This is a genomic window from Pedobacter sp. Bi27, from assembly GCF_918698255.1.
Taxonomy (GTDB): domain Bacteria; phylum Bacteroidota; class Bacteroidia; order Sphingobacteriales; family Sphingobacteriaceae; genus Pedobacter.
The window spans coordinates 187,795-205,295 of the sequence record NZ_CAKKMW010000001.1; the positions used below are offsets into that span (position 1 = coordinate 187,795).

At 42.5% G+C, this 17,501-nt stretch carries 15 protein-coding genes and 1 pseudogene; 5 read left to right on the forward strand and 11 right to left on the reverse strand.

The window, feature by feature from the left end; genetic code table 11:
• Nucleotides 1–11 precede the first annotated feature (11 nt).
• From LQ227_RS00590 to LQ227_RS00605, 4 genes are read right to left on the reverse strand one after another with little or no spacing between them, the layout of a single operon-like run.
• The gene (locus LQ227_RS00590) at nt 12–1,211 is read right to left on the reverse strand and encodes a glycosyltransferase family 2 protein (protein WP_230147775.1); all 1,200 of its coding nucleotides are present in this window, start codon (nt 1,209–1,211) and stop codon (nt 12–14) included.
• Nucleotides 1,195–2,652 (reverse strand): O-antigen ligase family protein, encoded by a 1,458-nt coding sequence (locus tag LQ227_RS00595; protein WP_230144181.1) that lies wholly within the window; start codon nt 2,650–2,652, stop codon nt 1,195–1,197. The genes LQ227_RS00590 and LQ227_RS00595 overlap by 17 nt, the downstream gene beginning before the upstream one ends.
• Before the next feature lie 8 nt (nt 2,653–2,660).
• Complete coding sequence (locus LQ227_RS00600; protein WP_230147776.1) at nt 2,661–4,814, reverse strand: hypothetical protein; 2,154 nt, start codon at nt 4,812–4,814, stop codon at nt 2,661–2,663.
• A gap of 6 nt (nt 4,815–4,820) precedes the next feature.
• On the reverse strand, nt 4,821–5,498 hold the full coding sequence (locus LQ227_RS00605; RefSeq protein WP_230147777.1) for a TolC family protein: 678 nt from the start codon (nt 5,496–5,498) through the stop codon (nt 4,821–4,823).
• A 716-nt stretch (nt 5,499–6,214) separates the two neighbouring features.
• Between LQ227_RS00605 and LQ227_RS00610 the strand changes: the two genes are divergently transcribed.
• The gene (locus LQ227_RS00610; RefSeq protein ID WP_230147778.1) at nt 6,215–7,627 is read left to right on the forward strand and encodes a hypothetical protein; all 1,413 of its coding nucleotides are present in this window, start codon (nt 6,215–6,217) and stop codon (nt 7,625–7,627) included.
• Between the two features lie 161 nt (nt 7,628–7,788).
• Here LQ227_RS00610 and LQ227_RS00615 read toward each other — a convergent pair whose 3' ends face one another.
• From LQ227_RS00615 to LQ227_RS00630, 5 genes are all read right to left on the reverse strand, one after another.
• Complete coding sequence (locus LQ227_RS00615; protein WP_230144177.1) at nt 7,789–8,496, reverse strand: Crp/Fnr family transcriptional regulator; 708 nt, start codon at nt 8,494–8,496, stop codon at nt 7,789–7,791.
• Between the two features lie 178 nt (nt 8,497–8,674).
• Nucleotides 8,675–9,253 carry a methyltransferase domain-containing protein gene (locus LQ227_RS00620; RefSeq protein ID WP_230147781.1) on the reverse strand — a complete coding sequence of 193 codons (579 nt, stop codon included), beginning with the start codon at nt 9,251–9,253 and terminating at the stop codon, nt 8,675–8,677.
• 46 nt (nt 9,254–9,299) lie between these two features.
• On the reverse strand, nt 9,300–9,815 hold the full coding sequence (locus tag LQ227_RS00625; RefSeq protein WP_230144175.1) for a class I SAM-dependent methyltransferase: 516 nt from the start codon (nt 9,813–9,815) through the stop codon (nt 9,300–9,302).
• A 453-nt stretch (nt 9,816–10,268) separates the two neighbouring features.
• Nucleotides 10,269–10,394: a hypothetical protein gene (locus tag LQ227_RS25560; RefSeq protein ID WP_256449124.1), complete on the reverse strand. Its 126-nt coding sequence runs from the start codon at nt 10,392–10,394 to the stop codon at nt 10,269–10,271.
• Nucleotides 10,395–10,640: 246 nt separating this feature from the next.
• The gene (locus tag LQ227_RS00630) at nt 10,641–11,393 is read right to left on the reverse strand and encodes a YoaK family protein (RefSeq protein WP_230144174.1); all 753 of its coding nucleotides are present in this window, start codon (nt 11,391–11,393) and stop codon (nt 10,641–10,643) included.
• 588 nt (nt 11,394–11,981) lie between these two features.
• Here LQ227_RS00630 and LQ227_RS00635 point away from each other — a divergent pair.
• Together LQ227_RS00635 and LQ227_RS25600 are read left to right on the forward strand one after the other, a co-directional pair.
• Nucleotides 11,982–12,959, forward strand: a complete 978-nt coding sequence (locus tag LQ227_RS00635; RefSeq protein ID WP_230144173.1) for an aldo/keto reductase — start codon at nt 11,982–11,984, stop codon at nt 12,957–12,959.
• Between the two features lie 12 nt (nt 12,960–12,971).
• A pseudogene (locus LQ227_RS25600) lies at nt 12,972–13,091 on the forward strand (SDR family NAD(P)-dependent oxidoreductase); the annotation flags it as partial.
• A 443-nt stretch (nt 13,092–13,534) separates the two neighbouring features.
• On the opposite strand, the gene LQ227_RS00645 reads toward LQ227_RS25600, so the two are convergent.
• Entirely contained in the window at nt 13,535–15,193 is a 1,659-nt protein-coding gene (locus LQ227_RS00645; protein ID WP_230147783.1) for a lantibiotic dehydratase, read from the reverse strand.
• A gap of 89 nt (nt 15,194–15,282) precedes the next feature.
• Here LQ227_RS00645 and LQ227_RS00650 point away from each other — a divergent pair, with 89 nt between their 5' ends.
• Both LQ227_RS00650 and LQ227_RS00655 read left to right on the forward strand, forming a co-directional pair.
• On the forward strand, nt 15,283–15,762 hold the full coding sequence (locus tag LQ227_RS00650) for a MauE/DoxX family redox-associated membrane protein (protein WP_230144163.1): 480 nt from the start codon (nt 15,283–15,285) through the stop codon (nt 15,760–15,762).
• Nucleotides 15,763–15,824: 62 nt separating this feature from the next.
• Nucleotides 15,825–16,073, forward strand: a complete 249-nt coding sequence (locus LQ227_RS00655; protein ID WP_230144162.1) for a DUF6520 family protein — start codon at nt 15,825–15,827, stop codon at nt 16,071–16,073.
• 54 nt (nt 16,074–16,127) lie between these two features.
• Here LQ227_RS00655 and LQ227_RS00660 read toward each other — a convergent pair whose 3' ends face one another.
• On the reverse strand, nt 16,128–17,498 hold the full coding sequence (locus LQ227_RS00660; protein ID WP_230144161.1) for a RagB/SusD family nutrient uptake outer membrane protein: 1,371 nt from the start codon (nt 17,496–17,498) through the stop codon (nt 16,128–16,130).
• Nucleotides 17,499–17,501 lie beyond the last annotated feature (3 nt).

The window sequence follows — 17,501 nt, forward strand, 5'->3', positions numbered from 1 at the left end:
ATCGGCATAGTTTAAGTTTTACTTTTCCCGGCACTTGTATTTTGATGAGGCGTTGCTAAATTGGATTTTTTAACTTTCCCAATGCTAAACAGTGCGATAACCATTCCAACCATTGCCCTTGGTATTTGCCAGATGGCAAGATAAAGCCTTTTATCCCTGTAAAATCGTATCGGTACTGAAATCAGCAGTGTAACACATATGCTAAAGAATAAAGTTAGCCATAATATTTTTCCTGGTCCCAAGGGATTAAAAAAAGACTGAAGGGCCATGACAAACAGCAGTCCCAGTAATAATATGCGCGGCATTAACATCGTTTGTACCGTCTTATTAAAAAATTCTATGTTTCCTTTAAGCAGTTGTTTTATTCCGGGTATGGTATATATACGCAAAAACTCAATCTGAGATGCAATCCACCTGGTTCTTTGGGTGGTAAATACACTGGCGCTGCTTACCTTCTCGTCGTAAACAAAAATATCATTCAAATAGGTTACATTAGTCTTGTCGCCGGCAATAAGGAAATCCATTTTTTTATCTTCACCAACGGTATCCCCCACATTTTTTAATAAGATATAAAAATAGCTGTAATCGAAGGCCATTCCTGATCCGATAAGCGCAGGTGAAAGTCCTAGCACTGCCTGCCCCTTGCGGTAAATGTGATTGTTTATCTCTTCATTACAGGCATCCAGAAAAGCAAAACTGGTATCGAGGTTTTTTGCGGTGCGGTGCAACTGAATAACTTTATGCCCGTGTTGAAATGAGCTATTAACCGCCTCCAGGCAATATGGTCCCATTAAATTATCAACATCAAGCACTACAGCAATATCAAAGCCGCGATTTTTAAGCTTTTCAATTGCATATAAAAGGGCTTTGCCTTTAGTGCTTTTCTCAAAAAACACCTCAATTACCTCCGCTCCCATTACTTCGAGCTGCTTAATTGTATCAGGCTTTAATCCATCGGCAATTATTATAATTTCGAACTCCCCTTTGTAGTCATGTTCAAGTGCAGCACTTACACTTTCGATTATCACCTCATCTGCATGATAGGTAGGAAACAGCACGGCTATTTTTTTATAGCTGGTAGCATATTTTTGTACACCCGCCAAAGGGAAAAGCCCAGCAAGCGCAAAAATTACCAGGTACAGGCAATTAAATGACAGGTAAACCGCCAAAACCCATAACAGCAGGTGTATAATTTTATATATCTGTTCCATCCGATTCTAGTCGCATTTGCTGTTCATCAAGTTCTGGTGCAATGAAGATGAAAGACCAGGACATAAACATAATTATAGATGAAGGGATCCCATTCATTACCTCATTGCCATAACTGCAGATAAAACAGGCCACGGTACCAGCGGTAAGGGCAATCATCTTTACCCTTAGCCTCGGATCGCGGATTTTCCAGGCAATCCCGCCACATTTGCCGATAATATAACTGGTAAGCGCAAACCAGATAACTAAACCCACCACCCCGTACATTACCCAAACTTTCACCCAATAACTATCGGGTGGTATACTGGCTATGGGCTTACCAGCATTGTAAGTGGTACCGTTCATTCCGCTCATGCCAAGACCTGCGCCAAAGGGCACATCTTCGAGGAGTTTTTTTAATTTATCTTGGTTATCAAGCCTAACGGCTAATGAAGCATCTTTCGGATTAAGTGCACTCCTTAAGCGGTTAACCTGGAAAATATGATCGCCGATAGTGGTATACTTTAACACCCCAAAACCTGCCGCACAACAGACCACGCCTAAAATTAACACCTTGAAATTCCTGCTTAAAAAAAGGGCAGAAAATAGTCCGGCCGCCAATGCGAACAAAGCACCCCTGGTACCCGATATAGCCATACCATATAGAAAAACCAGTGCAAAGAGCGCAAAAATTATTTTTTTCATAAAACTGAAGGGTCCTGCAGCAAGCGTTAGCGCAATAACGGCCATAATTGCCTGCGAGGCACCGAACTGGCCCGCATCCGAATACATAGAAAATACCCTGAGCTTGCCGTTAATGATGTGCGTACCGGCATTGCCTGCATTTAACCACAACTGCTCTCCGTTCAACAGGCCTAAATAAAGCTGTTTCATACCGTAAAGCGTAGCAACAAGAGAAAACAGCAATATTGCAATGATAAAGCGGTTCAGATCGGCTTTCCTGTTAAACAACAGAAATACAAATGGTGCAACCAGCAACCAGCTAAGCGCTGCAAACCTAAGCTCATTAAACCAGCCGGTAAAGCTGGCTCCGTATGGGTTTAGAAGTTGTAAAAAGCTTATAACAAACCATACCAATGAAAACAAAACATGCTCATTTTTCAGCCGGTCCCAATCGAATCTTTTTACATGAACCAGTATACTTGCCCAGGTGAGGATCAACAGCCCGTCGAGGGCAAGACCAACCGGAATATTCAGAAAATATTTCACCAAAAAGCCCAGGATAAAACAGTAGCCCAGATATACCCAAACACCCGTACGGGGATCTCGGAAAAGGCTGACCATAAAAATGCCCAGCGCCGCAATAGCCAATACGGCCAATGGCCCTAAAATCCCAAATGAATAGGTAGAGGCTGCCACCAGGACTGAAAGACACAGGGAGATTATAAAAAATATAATCTTTTTTTTATGGTCAGCAATATATGCGTTTAAATTTTTGAGCATAGGGCTGCCTATTTTTGTTTTACCCCGGTAATTACCCAGCCAGCAAACTTTTCATCCTCATTTAATGCAGCAAGTGCCGCTTTCTCTTTATCATGCAATGCTGATCCGGCTACAAATACTGCAGCGTATAGTGCAACAAAGGACATCCATTCGCGGTTCGCTGCACCATCACCCAGTGGATCAAGCACTACAATGGTTAAATCGAAGCGATCCCTGATCGAACCAAAAATCCCAGAAAGTGCTTCCCGGTCTCTTATTTCAAGTAAAGACTGACCGTCAAGATCATTTTTCACGAATGAAAAAGGTCCGCTTTCAGTAACATCTGCTCCCTGCAATATCGCTCTTATTGATTGATCTACAGGCACTTTTAACCGCTGTAGCGCTGGCGCCAGCTCCTGATCTCCAATCAATAATACTTTTTTATTCATTTGCCCAAAAGCGTATGCTAAATTTAATATGGTAAATGCCTGGGCTTGCGCTGAGCCAAAGCCTGTAATGCCCAATACTTTTTGGTTACCGCTAAAAAGCTTGTTATCGAGCTCAAAACGCAGGGCCCGCAGCTGGTTCTTAAAAGCCTGATATTCGCTTTCGGAATGCTGGCCTCCCCATATTTTAGCTATATTATCGTTATCGGGCCTAATATAATCCAACTCACCAATAAGCTTTGCAGGTAAAGCCTCCTTTAGTTCTGCACTATTATTAACTGAACGATCTAAAACAGATATCAAAAATAGTGTACAAAAACAGATTGCTAAACTGGCAATAGCGCTCATGGCCATATATATCAGTTTTTTTGATGATTCGGGAAGTGTTGGTATCCCCTCTTGTACCAATTGCAGGCGCAACCCGATATTCTTATCCAGGCTCGTTTGGTTATAACGTGCCAGTATTTCCAGATATTCCTTTGTTGCTACATCGGCTTTTTGTTCGTGATTTTGTACGCCCGCATCAAAAGGAACCATACCGGTAAATTTTGCATTAAGCTTGGCCAGTTCCCTATCGATATCGCTTATGCCCGCTGTCGCCTTTTCAATCTCCACACCTAGCGAAATACGACGCTGAACCAGGCTTTGTTTGGCAATAAGCGGATCGCTTACATACTGGTCATTCGATTGGACTAATCTTGAACTGAGCAAGAGTTGTAGTGAATCTACAGTTTTTTTATCTGCCGGTTTATACCCATTGCGCAAATAGTGATCTTCTGCTGCCAGGATTTTATTTTTTAAGCTGATAATCGCGCGGTTATCCTCAATTACTTCAGCTCCCAGGTACTTATCGCTGGTTCGGCTCGCCAATTTTTCATTAACGCTTTTTAATGCAGCTTGTGCGGCCTGTTTATCAATCAGGGCCTGGTTTTTCTTGTTCTCATTATCAGTAATCTGCTGATAAACGATCTGAGATTGTTTATCCAGGTTTAGCACGCCGTTACGGATTTTATAGTCTTTCAACTGCCGTATCCTGTCGTTCATAATTGCCTCTTTTTTCTTCAGCAAAGAATCGAGTACAAGAATAGCTGTATTTTTATTCCCGATTTGCTCCAGGCTGTAATTATTGATAAAATCTTTCGAGAGGGTATTTACAACAAAAACAGAAAGCAGGGTATTGTTGGAGGTAAAGGCTACAGAGATAAAATCGCTGTTCTGTTCGTGGTTTATATCCAGTTTTTTATTGAGACTCTTCTCATCATAACCCATCGAAGTTACGATCTGATAAAGCTTAATGTTACCATTATCAAGCGGTGTGAGTACCTGCCGCTTGTTCAAGCGGGTTTCATAAGTGGCAATGGCCTCTTGTCTTTGCGCATCGGTTAATGTCTTAATTTCCTCGCTCCATGGCTTGAACGAACCTTTTTCGTCCTTGAGGTCATGCAATATCAACCGATAAGAAAGCAGGCTGATATTTTTGGGCATCCTCATGATGTCCATGATGGTAGAAAACTGCTGGTTAAGTTTTATAATGATATCAGGCCCGGTATAGCTGGCATTATCAGGCGCCAGCTGCCTCGATGGATCAAGTAGACCTGTTGAGAGTTTGGCTTCGGATTTATAGTCTTTTGGCAGGTTTCTCAGAAAGAAAAAACCTGAAATCATTGTAAAAATAAAAATCAAGATGATAATCCACCTGTATCTGTTAACTGTTTCTAAGGATTTCTTTATGTTCATTCTATCTTATTTCACATTTTCCAAAACTTCGCCAATCAATGCTTCAAGAGATTCTTTCGCTTTTAAGAGATTTAGCTCTGCAAGCAATCTTTCAGAGTTAGCATAGGAGGTTAAGGTTTTGGCTTTGGTATAATCGTCCAAAGTCGATTCACCTTTCTCAAATTTGTACCGAAGACCATCGCTCGACGCTTTATTGTCGATATAGGTCTGCGCTTTAACCCTTAAATCGGCAGCCTCACGAAGATATTCAAAATATGTTTTTTTAACTTCGGATTTCAGCAGGATATCGTACTCCTGAGCCTGATAGAACTTCTCATTATGTTCCTCTTTGGCCTGGCGCACCAGGGCTGGTGTACGGAATAAAATCCCCAAATTAAAATAGATCCCGAACTGTATTCCGTTCAGCGTATAGGGATTTGTTGTATTATACCTGGCAGCGTTATTTGGGCTATAATTATAAGATGCGGTAAAGGCATCCAGATAGGTTGCCTTTGCAACGCCAATTTTTGCTTTTGCGCTGAGTTCACTGGCTTTATACATTTTGCGCTTGGGGTAATTTTTCAGCGCAAGATCAACATACTTTTCCAGCAATTGGTAGTTAATATCTCCAATAAAACTCTCCTGAGCGTGAGCGATATTTGAAAAAGTGAGAAGAAAAATAAAAATTAGAGCAATCCGGGTCATTTAGTAAGGCATTAAAAGCTCCCTGTCAGCGGGAAGTATTTCTTTGGATACACTTCAAATCTAATTAAATAGAATCTTTTTTTCGTAAAAACAGATATCTTTTTTTAAGCTACATGCTGTTATTCTATTTTCCACCATATAAAAGTTATCCGGATAGTTCATAAGTTGGATTTAGTATTTTCCTACCAACCCCCTCACCTCTTTGCTATTTAAAGGAAGAGCGACACGCTTTACACAACCGTAATGAAAAAAATTGATCTACCCAAATTTCACGTTGGTGTTCAACATAAATTAACTCAATAACAGGCGTAACCAAGCTGCTTCCGTAACAGCGCTCATTCTGCGTGCGTAGCCAAGTACTAAAAACTGCATCTAGCTGTTTAATGATCAACTCACCAAACACACAGGTTGTTAACTCAGCGAAAATATCTATATTTATACCGTCATCGTCAGCAAATCCCTACAGTAGTTTATTTAAATTACCAAAATGATGGCAAAATCCACCAATATACACAGGTATTACAGTATGATGAAATGCAGTTGGCATAATACAGTCAGCTCAGCTACCATTATCGTGTATTTAACCGGTATACCAGCGTCCCAATCATTCAAGATTTAACAGCAGGAGACTTTATGGCAAAGATCATTATCATTTTCTACCAGGAAACGGGACAACCATAAACTTACTACCACATCACTAAAGCAAATATAAAACCATGGAAAACAAAGACAAAAAACCTCAACAGCCAATTATCATTCAGTCTCCACAGGTCATCTACGGTCCAATTACTATTGCTGATCCTATCGTTTTTTCAACCAATACCCTCATCATGTGCGACATGATTATTTTTCGAGGGAATCCACTGCCCTTGCCAGAGTTCAGGTTTCAGCTAGACAGTGCTACACTGAGGCGATCTGAATATTATTCCAAAAGATATGGGCGGGAATTTTTGAATGTTCCGGACGATTATTTTTTATTGAAAGGAACCATTGACACCTCACGCTCTGGCGTTTACCCCGTCTCAGCACGCTTCAACCCTAGTTATCCCGATAACGGCACCCGTGAAATCCTGGGAAACTTCATCTGCGATGCAGTAGTCATAGTAGCTGACTCGCAACAGGAGGCATTCAAGCTTTATAGTGAGGTGCTCAACATGCGCAGAACAGCAGACCAGGTAAAACAAACAGGCCGCGTAAAAATGCTCTCGCTAACCACGGCCACAATGCAGGGCGTACTGGGTTTTAGCGCCATGTATACCTCCATGCTCACTGATGCCTTTCAGCGCCTTATCAACCAAGGATTTGACTCAACCGCCAGCCGCCAAAACCTAGGCCTTCCCCAAGGGCATATTACCCGTCAGGAGCTCTTTGTTTGGATGCGCTCGCAGGATGAAAAGCGGGAGTTCCGTGAAAAGACGGTGGCGATTTTTCTTGCCATGCTTCCCTCGCTCGAAGAACAGTGTGACAAGCAAATCGCCAGTCCGGCGCATAAGCACTTCGTGGATTTGCTTCGTGAACACATTAGACAGAACAGGATCAGTGCCGCTCTTGATGCCATTGAGGATTACAACAATTGGATAAAGGAAGATCTGAAAACAAATCCGGGAAGGCTTCCCTTGTTGAACGATTATTTCAAGCTGGGCGGAACACGCATCCCGGACCGTTTTCTGGAAGAGGCACTTGCAGGCATTCCCGCCAGGCAGATCAAAGCGAACGTACTGGCAGCATCGGTAGTGGCCGCAGGGGTAGAACTAGGCGTGCTGATTAATGCGATCAGAATCTCCGCCTATCTAAAAAACCTGCTCCCCTTCTCTGCACCATTGAACGGCATCAACATCAGGGCAATAGGCCTCATCGGTGGCCCAATTGCGATCGGACTCACCCTTTTTACCGCAATCTTTTCCGCCGCTTTGGAAAAAATCGTACATGATGGAAGCTATAGCAATCAGCTATGGCGAGTATATGAACAGGCACAGCAACAAGTGAGGCTCAAAGAGATGATCAAAAAAGAGAGTACAGGAAATATATTCATCGCCAATTTATTGCAGCTGATGGCAATTCCCAGCCCTGGCCTACTGAATATGCCCTCTACTAATCTACTCAGAGAAGTACATAGACCGATCCACTAATGAAAGATAAGATACCAAGGACAGCTTCCTAAATACAATATCTCAGGGGTTAATGATAAATATCTACCGAAAAAACCAAAGATGACGATGATGAAAAGCATTATTATAGTTGATCAAAATCCTGGTTGCCATGACATGATTCCTATGAATGATAAACCATGCTAACGATAGTTGGATCGGGCAATGAGTTTTTCAATGTTCTTAATCCAGATTTTCCTGCCATCTGTATAAAGGATATCTTCCGACTTTAGTTCTTTGAGGAGCCGGATCACATTCTCCTTTGCCAGCCCGGCAAGGTTAGCCAGGTCATGTCTTGAGATATTGATCAGAATCTCTCCATCGGTGTTAAGGTCGTGTTTATACTTTTCTCTGAGAAAAATGAGCGCTATGGCAAGCCGTTCTATGGCCGAACGCTGCGAAAAAACAGAAATACTGTTCGCCAATACTGTGTATTCATGGCTTAGTGCCTTTAACATACGTGAGGTGAGCAGGGGCGAATTGTTCAGCACCTGAAGAAAATCTTCTTTAGGTATAAAGCTAAGAACGCTCTCCTCTATAGTAGCAGCCGAATCAGGATACCGCTCTTCGGAGAGTACGGCATGGTAACCAATGAACTCTCCCTGGTTAGCAACGTATATGATCTGCTCTCTCCCACTATGATCCACTTTATACTTTTTCACCTTACCCTTATGGATAAAGTAGATCCCCGAAGGTACAACTCCTTCCCTGAAAACCACCTCTCCTTTTCCATATTTCTGTTCAGCCTGTCCTGAAATCAGGAACCGATACTCCTCTTCGGTCAGCACATTTAATATCGAGTGCGTACTGAAGTTCCATTTATCAATGGGGAAAATTCCTGATAAGCTCATATATAAAGGTACGACTTATATTATTCATTAAATGCAGTTTTTCCTCCCAAGGACTATCTCTGGGCACAATCCCAGATCAACTTTATTTTAGTGCTTTCCTTTGGATTTCCTTTTTTAACCAGGCCAACGTAATGTTTTTCAGACATATCTCCGTAAAGTGAGTGCATTAAAGTCAAAATTATCCTTTGATATACATTTTGAGCTCAGGATGATAGCACTGGGCAGTGGCCTTATAGGAAGGAGGGATTTGCCCTGTTACGGTATGATAAGTAACCAACCTACAGCCTTTTGGCTGTGCCTCGAGTTTCTTATAAAGCAGCTGGCTATAAAAACGGTAAAGATCATAATTCCTGTTAACGGTAGAGTCAATCCCACCTTCTGTATTGAGGTTCTCATAAAAGGAATTGAAAAAGTAAAGGCTCTTGTATTCCTTGAGGTCTACATCGGTTATGTTACCATGAATGAAATCAACGTTAGAAAGATTAAGATTTTCCTTCGTTTCATTTGCATATCTGATAAGGTCCCTTCTCTGGTCTATACCATAAAAAAATGTGTTGGGATTAAAAAACGCCGCAGTCAGACAGAATTTGCCAACGCCGCAGCCGATATCCATCACTTTATGGGCAGGATATGAAAGAAATTCAGATGCTTTTCTTGCAATGTCAAGCGGTGTCCAGTGAACCTTGGAAAGTTGTTGGATATGATCGGGATATAGATAATCAAAATGAATATCATGATCAAAGTAGGTATTTACCATTTATTTATTGATTCGGTAATAAGAAGCACAAAATCGGGATGAGCAATCAGGTGCTTTTGACATACATATTTAAAAGACCGTTAAAAGTACTCTTGACTAAAGTGAAATTTTCAGGCACTTCCTTGCCAGAACCCTGAAAGCTAACCAACCGGGTCCCTCGTGGCATCCTATCCAGATTTGCGCTTAGGTACTGTGTATAATACTTATATAAAGCCAACGAGGTTTCTACAGAATCGTCGATCCTCCCTATAAAATCCACATTTTCGAAAAAAGAATTATAGAAATAAAAATGGTCGAAGGCCTTAAAGTTTATCTGGGTCATATTGGCATGGATAAATTCCAGGTTATCCAGTCTGAGAAATTCCATCGCAACATTTGCATGATGCACCAGTTCCTGCCGCTGTTCTACTCCGAAAAACATGGTTGCAGGATGCTGCCTTGCTGCTATGAGGCAGAATTTTCCGATACCACTACCGATATCGAGCACTTTTGAACCTGGAAGGGCAAGAAACCCAGCAGACTGCTGCGCTATACTTATTGGGGTCCATTGTTTTTTGGACATCAGTTGAAAATGCTCCGGGTAGAGCCAATCGAATGTTTGATCGTCCTCGAAAATTTTATTTATCACGTTCCGTCTTAATCTTAATTGGTTCCGACAGATAGCCATACAAGGCTATTGCCAAATCTGCATTCCAGGCTCCTGGGTTAAGCATAAGCTAAAACGCCCTCACCATCTATCTTGAATGTTTTAATTTTCCGAGCCATCGGGATTCTATGATCTGCGTTAGCCTGCCCAAAAGGCCAGGCTCAATCTGTATACTTCCCTTATCAATCTGCTGCCTCCATACACACCCTTGGTCAAGGATCAGTCTGTGGTTCTTACCTTCAAGAAGTATATCCACCGAAATCTCACTTTCCAGCAACAACGAAGTCACATATGAAATAACATATAGTGTATAAACTTTGTGGCCATATGATACCGGTAATGGAATTCCAATCATTTGCTTAATTCTTTTTATCGGGTAGACCACCACATATCCCAATACGATAAACTGTCCATACAGCTGCGCAGGATATCCTTAGGTATTTCTTCCATATAGCTGTTTAAAACAATACTTCCAATATTGATATTCTCGTTCATTAAAATGCCCTGTTGACTGACCGATAAGGCACCAATGGGAAGAAGCTTATTTATCGAACACGCCCAGAGATACTTCAATTCATGGCCATACAGGTCCTTTAACAAACCCGGAAACAAAATTATAGGGTAATGAGCTATTTTTTCCGACAAAATATCATGGAGAAAAATGATAATTATCAGTTTGACTGTGCAATGTAAATTCAATATATTTTTGCCCAGTCGCCTCCAGCTGTGTTGGCAGTTAATCTAGGGATGTGGTCCGATCCTCCTTTTCACCGCGCTTGCGGTCCTGTTATAATACCTTTTGGCCCTGATCCTGAATAAGTCATAAAGCAATACGGAAACAAGAATTGCAACCGGGGCAAAAAAAGAAGGGAATCCAAAATGTTTGAAAAGATAAGCTCCTGTAATTGCCCCTGCCATGAAGAAAAAAATAATAGCAAGCCGAAGCCTGATCTTTAATTTTACAGTCTTACGCTCCTGCCCTTTATTACGCAGCGCCTGTGCCAGTTCTATCCCCAGGTCAGTAAAAGTACCCGTAAGGTGGGTAGTCCTTACGACAGAACCGGACACCATGGACACCAGTGAATTCTGCATTCCCATGGCAAAAAGAAGACTTCCGGCAAATAACTCCTTTGAGAAAAGTGTCCTATCGTAGCTTCCCCCGCAAAATGCTGAAAACAGCAGTACACCGATCTCGATGAGAATGGGAATTGAGCAAGCGTAACGTTGGTTAAGCCCCATAAAGGACAAGATCAGGCCTGAAATAAATGCACCAGCAAGAAAAAGCATCATCCACAACGCGATAATGTGTGCTGTTCCCCAATCCTGAAAGGCTATCCTCTCAGCAAAAAGTGCAGCATGTCCTGTTACGTTTGTGGTAAGAATGTTAAATCCAAGATAGCCTTCAGCGTTGACAAAACCAGCAGTCATGCCTAACAAGCTTGCCAATCTGAGATTATGCTCATATGTTCTTTTTGGTCCTAAGTGTCTAAGCATTATAATGAAATCTGATCGCGCCCAAATAAATTACGCTCCATGACATACCCGCTAAAGAGAAGTGATATGGCCGGTTTAAAATCATAAATGGTAAAACCTTCTAGGATTGGAAAGCAATTTAAAGCAAGGCCATAAAACTGTCCCCCAAAGTTCCAAATAAATCCAGTCGACTGAAACTGATAAATATCAGTATTCAAGATGATTTATTACCATGAAGGGAAAATACATTGCCGATAGCTTTGCAAAGACTGAAAACCGTCTGCCAGTGATCAAATTTTCTGAACAGCAACTAATCCCTGAAAAATCTAATGCCATAAGCATCAAAAAATATATCAATCCCAAATATTCAATTTGCCCTTTTACCCTGTGAAAGGGCAAACGAAAATTTCAATGTATCTGACTTTGAGTTATCCGCTGATGGTCTGACAGCCATCAAATCTCTAGATTAAGGTATAGGACTTATTGCAGCATTTAAAACGATTGCCAATCTGACTACAACAATTACCAATTGGGCTACTTTTTACAGAACGACAATCAGGAGTTTTGTAATGAGATTTATTCAATGTTAGAAACAATCAAAAAAGAATTATGCAAAAGAGAAAATTAGGAAATAGTGGACTAGAAGTTTCCGCATTGGGCTTTGGCTGTATGGGTTTAAATTTCCTGGATGGCAAAGGTCTTGATAAAAAAGATGCCATAACGCTACTGCACAACGCAGTTGAAAGCGGGATTACATTTTTTGATACCGCAGAAGCTTACGGACCTTACACCAATGAAGAACTTGTTGGCGATGCATTACAGCCTTATAGAAAAGACGTGGTGATAGCTACAAAATTCGGTTGTAAAGATGCCAGACCTGCAGTAGGATTAGACAGCAGACCCGAAACGATCAGAGCAGTTACCGAAGCATCTCTAAAACGATTAAAGACAGATTACATTGACCTGCTTTATCAGCACAGAGTCGACCCTAATGTCCCGATAGAAGATGTTGCAGGGACAGTAAAAGACCTGATACAAGAGGGCAAAGTGAAATATTTCGGTTTATCGGAAGCAAGTACTAAAACGATCCGGAAAGCGCATTCAGTACAACCTGTATCAGCATTGCAAAGCGAATACTCTTTGTTTTGGCGCGAGCCTGAAGATGAAATCATACCAACATTGGAAGAATTGGGGATTGGTTTCGTTCCCTTCAGTCCTTTGGGCAAAGGCTTTCTCACGGGCATCATCAACAAAAAATTAGAGGCTATCGACCGCAGAAATATTATTCCCCGTTTCAGCGAAGAAAATATAAAGGCCAATCTGGTTTTAGTAGAAGCACTTTCTGAAATTGCCAAACAAAAAAATGTTACGACCGGACAACTGGCTTTGGCCTGGCTCTTAGCGCAAAAGCCTTGGATCGCACCCATCCCCGGAACTACCAAACTGCATCGTTTAGAAGAAAACATCGGCAGTATAAATATTGCACTAACAGCCGATGAACTCACCAAAATTGACACAACAGTCAATGAAATTACACTTGTTGGCGACCGCTATCCCGAATTTTTAGAAAAACAAATAGACAAGTAAAAACCAAAAGCAATGCAAAATATTAAAGGAAAAGTTATAGCCATTACAGGCGCAAGCAGCGGAATGGGCAAAGCCATCGCCATGGAATTAGCTAAAAATGGTGCAAAGATTGTTCTGGGTGGGGGTTCCGCTAAAAGTGGCCACTGGTTTTCATCCATCGTGGCCATCTTTTTCGGCCTATATTGTTCACTAGATTTCGCTTGAAAGTGGCCACTCGGCTCATTTTAAGCGGTTTTAAGCTTCTGAAAAGCGGGGGTGGATTCAATGATTGTTTCGCCTAGAGAAATCGAAACGGAGATGTTCTAATAGCCTTAAAATCAAAAATTATATTTCTTATTCTAATGTGTTTTTAAAAGCGGGTTGATTTGCTGTAAATCTTGTTCTGGAAGGCCGTTTTTGTTGCAAAACCATCTTCTGTGGAGGATTGGTTGATCAAATGCAGGAAAGATAGATTGGAAAATGAAGGGAAGGAATCTGGGAGGATTTAATATATTTGGCTCAGTCTTTACGATTCCATCAAGACCGGATGGTAAAAAGCGGGGTGTACAGTTTGGAATGAAAACTGGTGCACACTTTTAGCGAAATCCCCAGTTAAGCTTAGAAGACTCCAATATCAATTCACCGCCTTTAAGAGAAAGCATGACTTCGCTTGGAAGTATGAGCTTTTCGTCCGATTGTGTGGGAAATACGTTCAAGGGTATCTCGTGTGAATAAATCGGCTTACGACGATTGATATTATCCACATGGCTATCAGACTGCTGGGCAATGTCAGCAAAAACAACTTCGGGATTTGAGGAAGTCTCCTTTGCGGCAAGCTCGCGGCAAAATTGGTGTACCAGATCACTAAAGCATGAAAACCTTCCAATCAGCGATGCGGCAGTAACTCCGCCCGAGCTTTCGATGATCAGGTGCTCTCCAGTCGACCGGTACATGAGCGCCTGCGTCTGGGGCAAAGGCAATACTGCTTTTTTATGATTTTCCAGTTTAATCAAATCATCTTCGCTGATCTGCAGGGGCGACCAGGGATCGCGTAGGGTGTCCCCTATCCAGAGTTTGAAGATAAACTGCTGGGAGGCATGCCATCCAAGCGTCCTGTTTTCTTCTTCCGGCTCAGGGAAAGGAATATTCTCCAGGATATCCTGATCAGGCATGGAGGGTTCCATCTCGCCATAATGCAGTCCTCCATCGGGATCTAAGGCCGTCAGCAAAGGTACCCTTTCCTGATCAAAGCGGGTACGGAAATCACGGATAAAACGCGACAGATCAGCAGGCTGTTCAGCATTTGCCAATAACTGCAGCACATGGACAGCTTTGGAGAGTTCCACCTGTTCAGCAATATCTGGTCCCCCAGTTTTGTTCGGCCTTTCTAGGGCCGCATAAAATGGCTGACCAATAGGTTTATTTTCCTTTGCTATTTCCCCGATATTCCCGGCCAAAGCCGACAGGGATGCGTCACCCGATAAAGGAATCATTGTGTAATTTTTCCAGAAGTCATTCCAGCCAGGTAAGCCAAAGGAGTTTTCCATGACCTCATTACTGATCACTTTGCCCTGAGTGCCATTGAAAACCGCACCGGCGTCAAGGAGAAACTGGATGTATTCTTCCGCTTCTGCAGCTGAGCACTCACCGTGCGCCATAATCCACCTCAAGAGGATATTTTTGGAAGCCTTTTTTGAAGATAAAAATGAAAATAGCTGTATATTGAATTTTACGGCTGCAATCCCTTCCAGGGAAAAGCTAAATCGGCCCTTATCATCTAAAGATGATTTGGTGTAGCGGAAAACGTCATTAAACCGGTACAACGCAGGGTTGACCATCAATCCGTCTGACAGATCAGCCTCCGCCCTATTTTTCAATTTTCTCAAAAAATTCTGGTCAGGCAATAGATGAAGTACCGACTCGTCGCTTCCCGCAAGCCTGACCTGGCCACCGCTTCCCCATTGGAGTAAAGTGAAGGAGGAGAAGCTTCCAAAAGGGGTTGGTCTGAAGCACATCCGGTTATAATACTTATAAAGGGTATGTTTTTCCTTATCTGATAATTTATCGAAATCAAATTCCTTTTTTTCAAGTAAGGCATAAAACCCGGCGCTCGCCAAAAAAACTGCATTGCGAAAAGCCTGTTCCTGCAATACTTCCGGCACCCGCGAGAGATCATAGCCTGTAAAGCTATAGTACGGTGCCCGTAAAAACAACTGCGGTAAAAACCGGTACATCGTTGACTTATCTTCTTTCATCTCTTCGTCGCTTTAAAGGGTATAATACCCATCTCATACTGTTTTGGCTTTTCTATTCGCCATTAATTTGTTTCTATAATTCTTTTACCATGAAGGCAATTTTAAAATCAACCGTTCCACCACTGCTCGTACTGCTATTTGTATATGCTGCTTTGAGCAAGTTCTTTACTTTTTCAGACTTTGACCAGCAGCTTCACAACCAGTCTTTTCCCAGCTGGCTTGCTGATTTCCTATTGTATTTTTTGATCCCTACAGAAATCATCACTGCGCTGCTGCTATGTTTCAAGCGGACCATCATATCTGGTCTGTTATTTTCAGCTGTACTGCTGCTGGCCTTCACATCCTACATTGCCATGGTCATGCTCCATTTCTGGGACAGGGTTCCCTGTTCATGTGGAGGCATTCTGAACCAAATGGGCTGGACCGCACATCTTATATTCAACAGTATTTTTCTGATCCTAAACCTTCTCGCTTTATATCTCTATACTTTCGAACCGAAGGAATTAAATAAGGTCAACAACATGACCAACAGCCAAACAGGGCAAGCTGAAAACCTGCGAACAGAGTAAGCATCATTTATTCACTAAAGTTTTTCTGAATGTTTTTTGATGTAATAAAGCATTCGTTTCCTATGAAAAGGATCAAATTAAACTTAGCTGCTATCGCATTCCTACTTGGAACAGGCATAGCAGTAGCATCTACTGCTCAAAAAGCCAATGTTAAATGGGGTTTGAATGGAAGCACGTATGTAGAGGTAACCGGCAACTACAATTGTATAGAGTCGGACCTAACCTGTACCCGCACTTATCCTCAAGGCCAAAATCCCAACATCAATCCAAGCGGCTACCTTGACGAAGAGGTTGGTACTTTTGCTCAGTAGCATCTTGTTCACCCTTTTAACCAGCAACCGGCATCGCGCCGGTTGCTTTTTTATTTACCGTTCATTCTGCGCCATACCGCTGGCAGAAATTTCTTCGGCCGGAATGGGCAGCACATAACGTTTATCACCAGCGATCAATGTGAATACCTGCCCTGAAACCGTCCGGACTATAGTTTTAGCAAAGCGTGGATCTTTATTGAGCCGCTTGAGATCTCCCCAACGAAGTCCACGAAAGACAAGCTCCTTACGCCTTTCCAGAAGAACAATCTTTAGGGCACTCTCCGCATCGGCAGCAGAGAGGGGCTGGTAGGTGCCTTTGGTCCAGCGCGTGACCAGCAGGGTATTCAACTCTTTCATGGCCTCGGCAAAACTGCCCATCCTCGCCAGTGATTCGGCGCGGATGAGGTACATTTCATCCACACACAATCCGCCAAACAGCTGCAGGCGGAATCCGGTATACCGTCCTTTGAAATAAAAGGGAGCGCTGCCTGCAAAAAATATGCTTTTTCTCAGGTCCTTGTCTGCATAGAGCTGGTATAACTCATCAGCAACCGTGGTCCTGGTGGAGGAGGTAAATCCATGGGCTACAAGCATATCATAAAATATTACCTCAGGATTGTCTACTGTTGGAGAAGAAGGAAATGGATTGGTTGCACTCAGGCTGATGGTATTATAATCCAGCAAGGAACGGTTCAACGCAAGCGATGCTGCCGCATATTTACCGGCCTGTTCATAATTTTCCATGTTCAGGTACACCCGCGCCAGTAGTGCATCTGCTGCAGCTTTGGAAGGACGATTTTTAAACCGGGTCGTTTGTGGCAATAACTTTTCTGCCTCCAGCAGATCACCAATCAACTGGTCATATACCTGCTGCACGCTAGCCCTTCCAACCTTTGCATTCACATCTGCAGTGAGGCGCAGGGGTATCCCCGGATCTACGCCGGCGGTGTTCTTGTCATAGGTTTTGGAAAACAGCTGCACCAGGTTATAAAAGGCAAATGCCCGGTGAAAAAGCGCACTGCCTTTTGTGGTGTTCCAGTCGGTCTTTGATCCTCCAGCCCCTTCAGGCTCCTGAAGTCCGTCCAGTATGATATTGGCATAAAAGATCTGCTGATAAGGACGGTTCCAGTCTGTACAAGATTGGTTCTGATAAATATCTGCGGACCATAAATAGCTGTTTTTCTGGATCACAGAGGTAAACCCAGCCACGTCGGCATCTGTAGCGTAAAAGTCATCAGCTGAAATTTCCTGCAGCGCGGGACTGATGTTGAATACGGTCAGGTTGTCCATCAAGGCATTAAAATCATCCACGGTAGTAGGAATGAGCAGCGCCTTATCTGGCTTTTTGTCTAGGAATTCCTTTTGGCAGGAAGTAAAAAGCAGGCCGAAGAGCAATAGGGCCATGAGCAAAAATAATGGTTTCATAAT

What these genes read in the sequence shown, in the direction of transcription:
- LQ227_RS00615 (WP_230144177.1), bottom strand. Translation starts at nt 8,496, where the DNA reads ATGAGCTTATCAGGAATTTTCCCCATTGATAAATGGAACTTCAGTACG.
- LQ227_RS00660 (WP_230144161.1), bottom strand. Translation starts at nt 17,498, where the DNA reads ATGAAACCATTATTTTTGCTCATGGCCCTATTGCTCTTCGGCCTGCTT.
- LQ227_RS00590 (WP_230147775.1), bottom strand. Translation starts at nt 1,211, where the DNA reads ATGGAACAGATATATAAAATTATACACCTGCTGTTATGGGTTTTGGCG.
- LQ227_RS00600 (WP_230147776.1), bottom strand. Translation starts at nt 4,814, where the DNA reads ATGAACATAAAGAAATCCTTAGAAACAGTTAACAGATACAGGTGGATT.
- LQ227_RS00630 (WP_230144174.1), bottom strand. Translation starts at nt 11,393, where the DNA reads ATGCTTAGACACTTAGGACCAAAAAGAACATATGAGCATAATCTCAGA.
- LQ227_RS00635 (WP_230144173.1), top strand. Translation starts at nt 11,982, where the DNA reads ATGCAAAAGAGAAAATTAGGAAATAGTGGACTAGAAGTTTCCGCATTG.
- LQ227_RS00605 (WP_230147777.1), bottom strand. Translation starts at nt 5,498, where the DNA reads ATGACCCGGATTGCTCTAATTTTTATTTTTCTTCTCACTTTTTCAAAT.
- LQ227_RS00620 (WP_230147781.1), bottom strand. Translation starts at nt 9,253, where the DNA reads ATGGTAAATACCTACTTTGATCATGATATTCATTTTGATTATCTATAT.
- LQ227_RS25560 (WP_256449124.1), bottom strand. Translation starts at nt 10,394, where the DNA reads ATGAACGAGAATATCAATATTGGAAGTATTGTTTTAAACAGCTATATG.
- LQ227_RS00645 (WP_230147783.1), bottom strand. Translation starts at nt 15,193, where the DNA reads ATGAAAGAAGATAAGTCAACGATGTACCGGTTTTTACCGCAGTTGTTT.
- LQ227_RS00610 (WP_230147778.1), top strand. Translation starts at nt 6,215, where the DNA reads ATGGAAAACAAAGACAAAAAACCTCAACAGCCAATTATCATTCAGTCT.
- LQ227_RS00655 (WP_230144162.1), top strand. Translation starts at nt 15,825, where the DNA reads ATGAAAAGGATCAAATTAAACTTAGCTGCTATCGCATTCCTACTTGGA.
- LQ227_RS00595 (WP_230144181.1), bottom strand. Translation starts at nt 2,652, where the DNA reads ATGCTCAAAAATTTAAACGCATATATTGCTGACCATAAAAAAAAGATT.
- LQ227_RS00625 (WP_230144175.1), bottom strand. Translation starts at nt 9,815, where the DNA reads ATGTCCAAAAAACAATGGACCCCAATAAGTATAGCGCAGCAGTCTGCT.
- LQ227_RS00650 (WP_230144163.1), top strand. Translation starts at nt 15,283, where the DNA reads ATGAAGGCAATTTTAAAATCAACCGTTCCACCACTGCTCGTACTGCTA.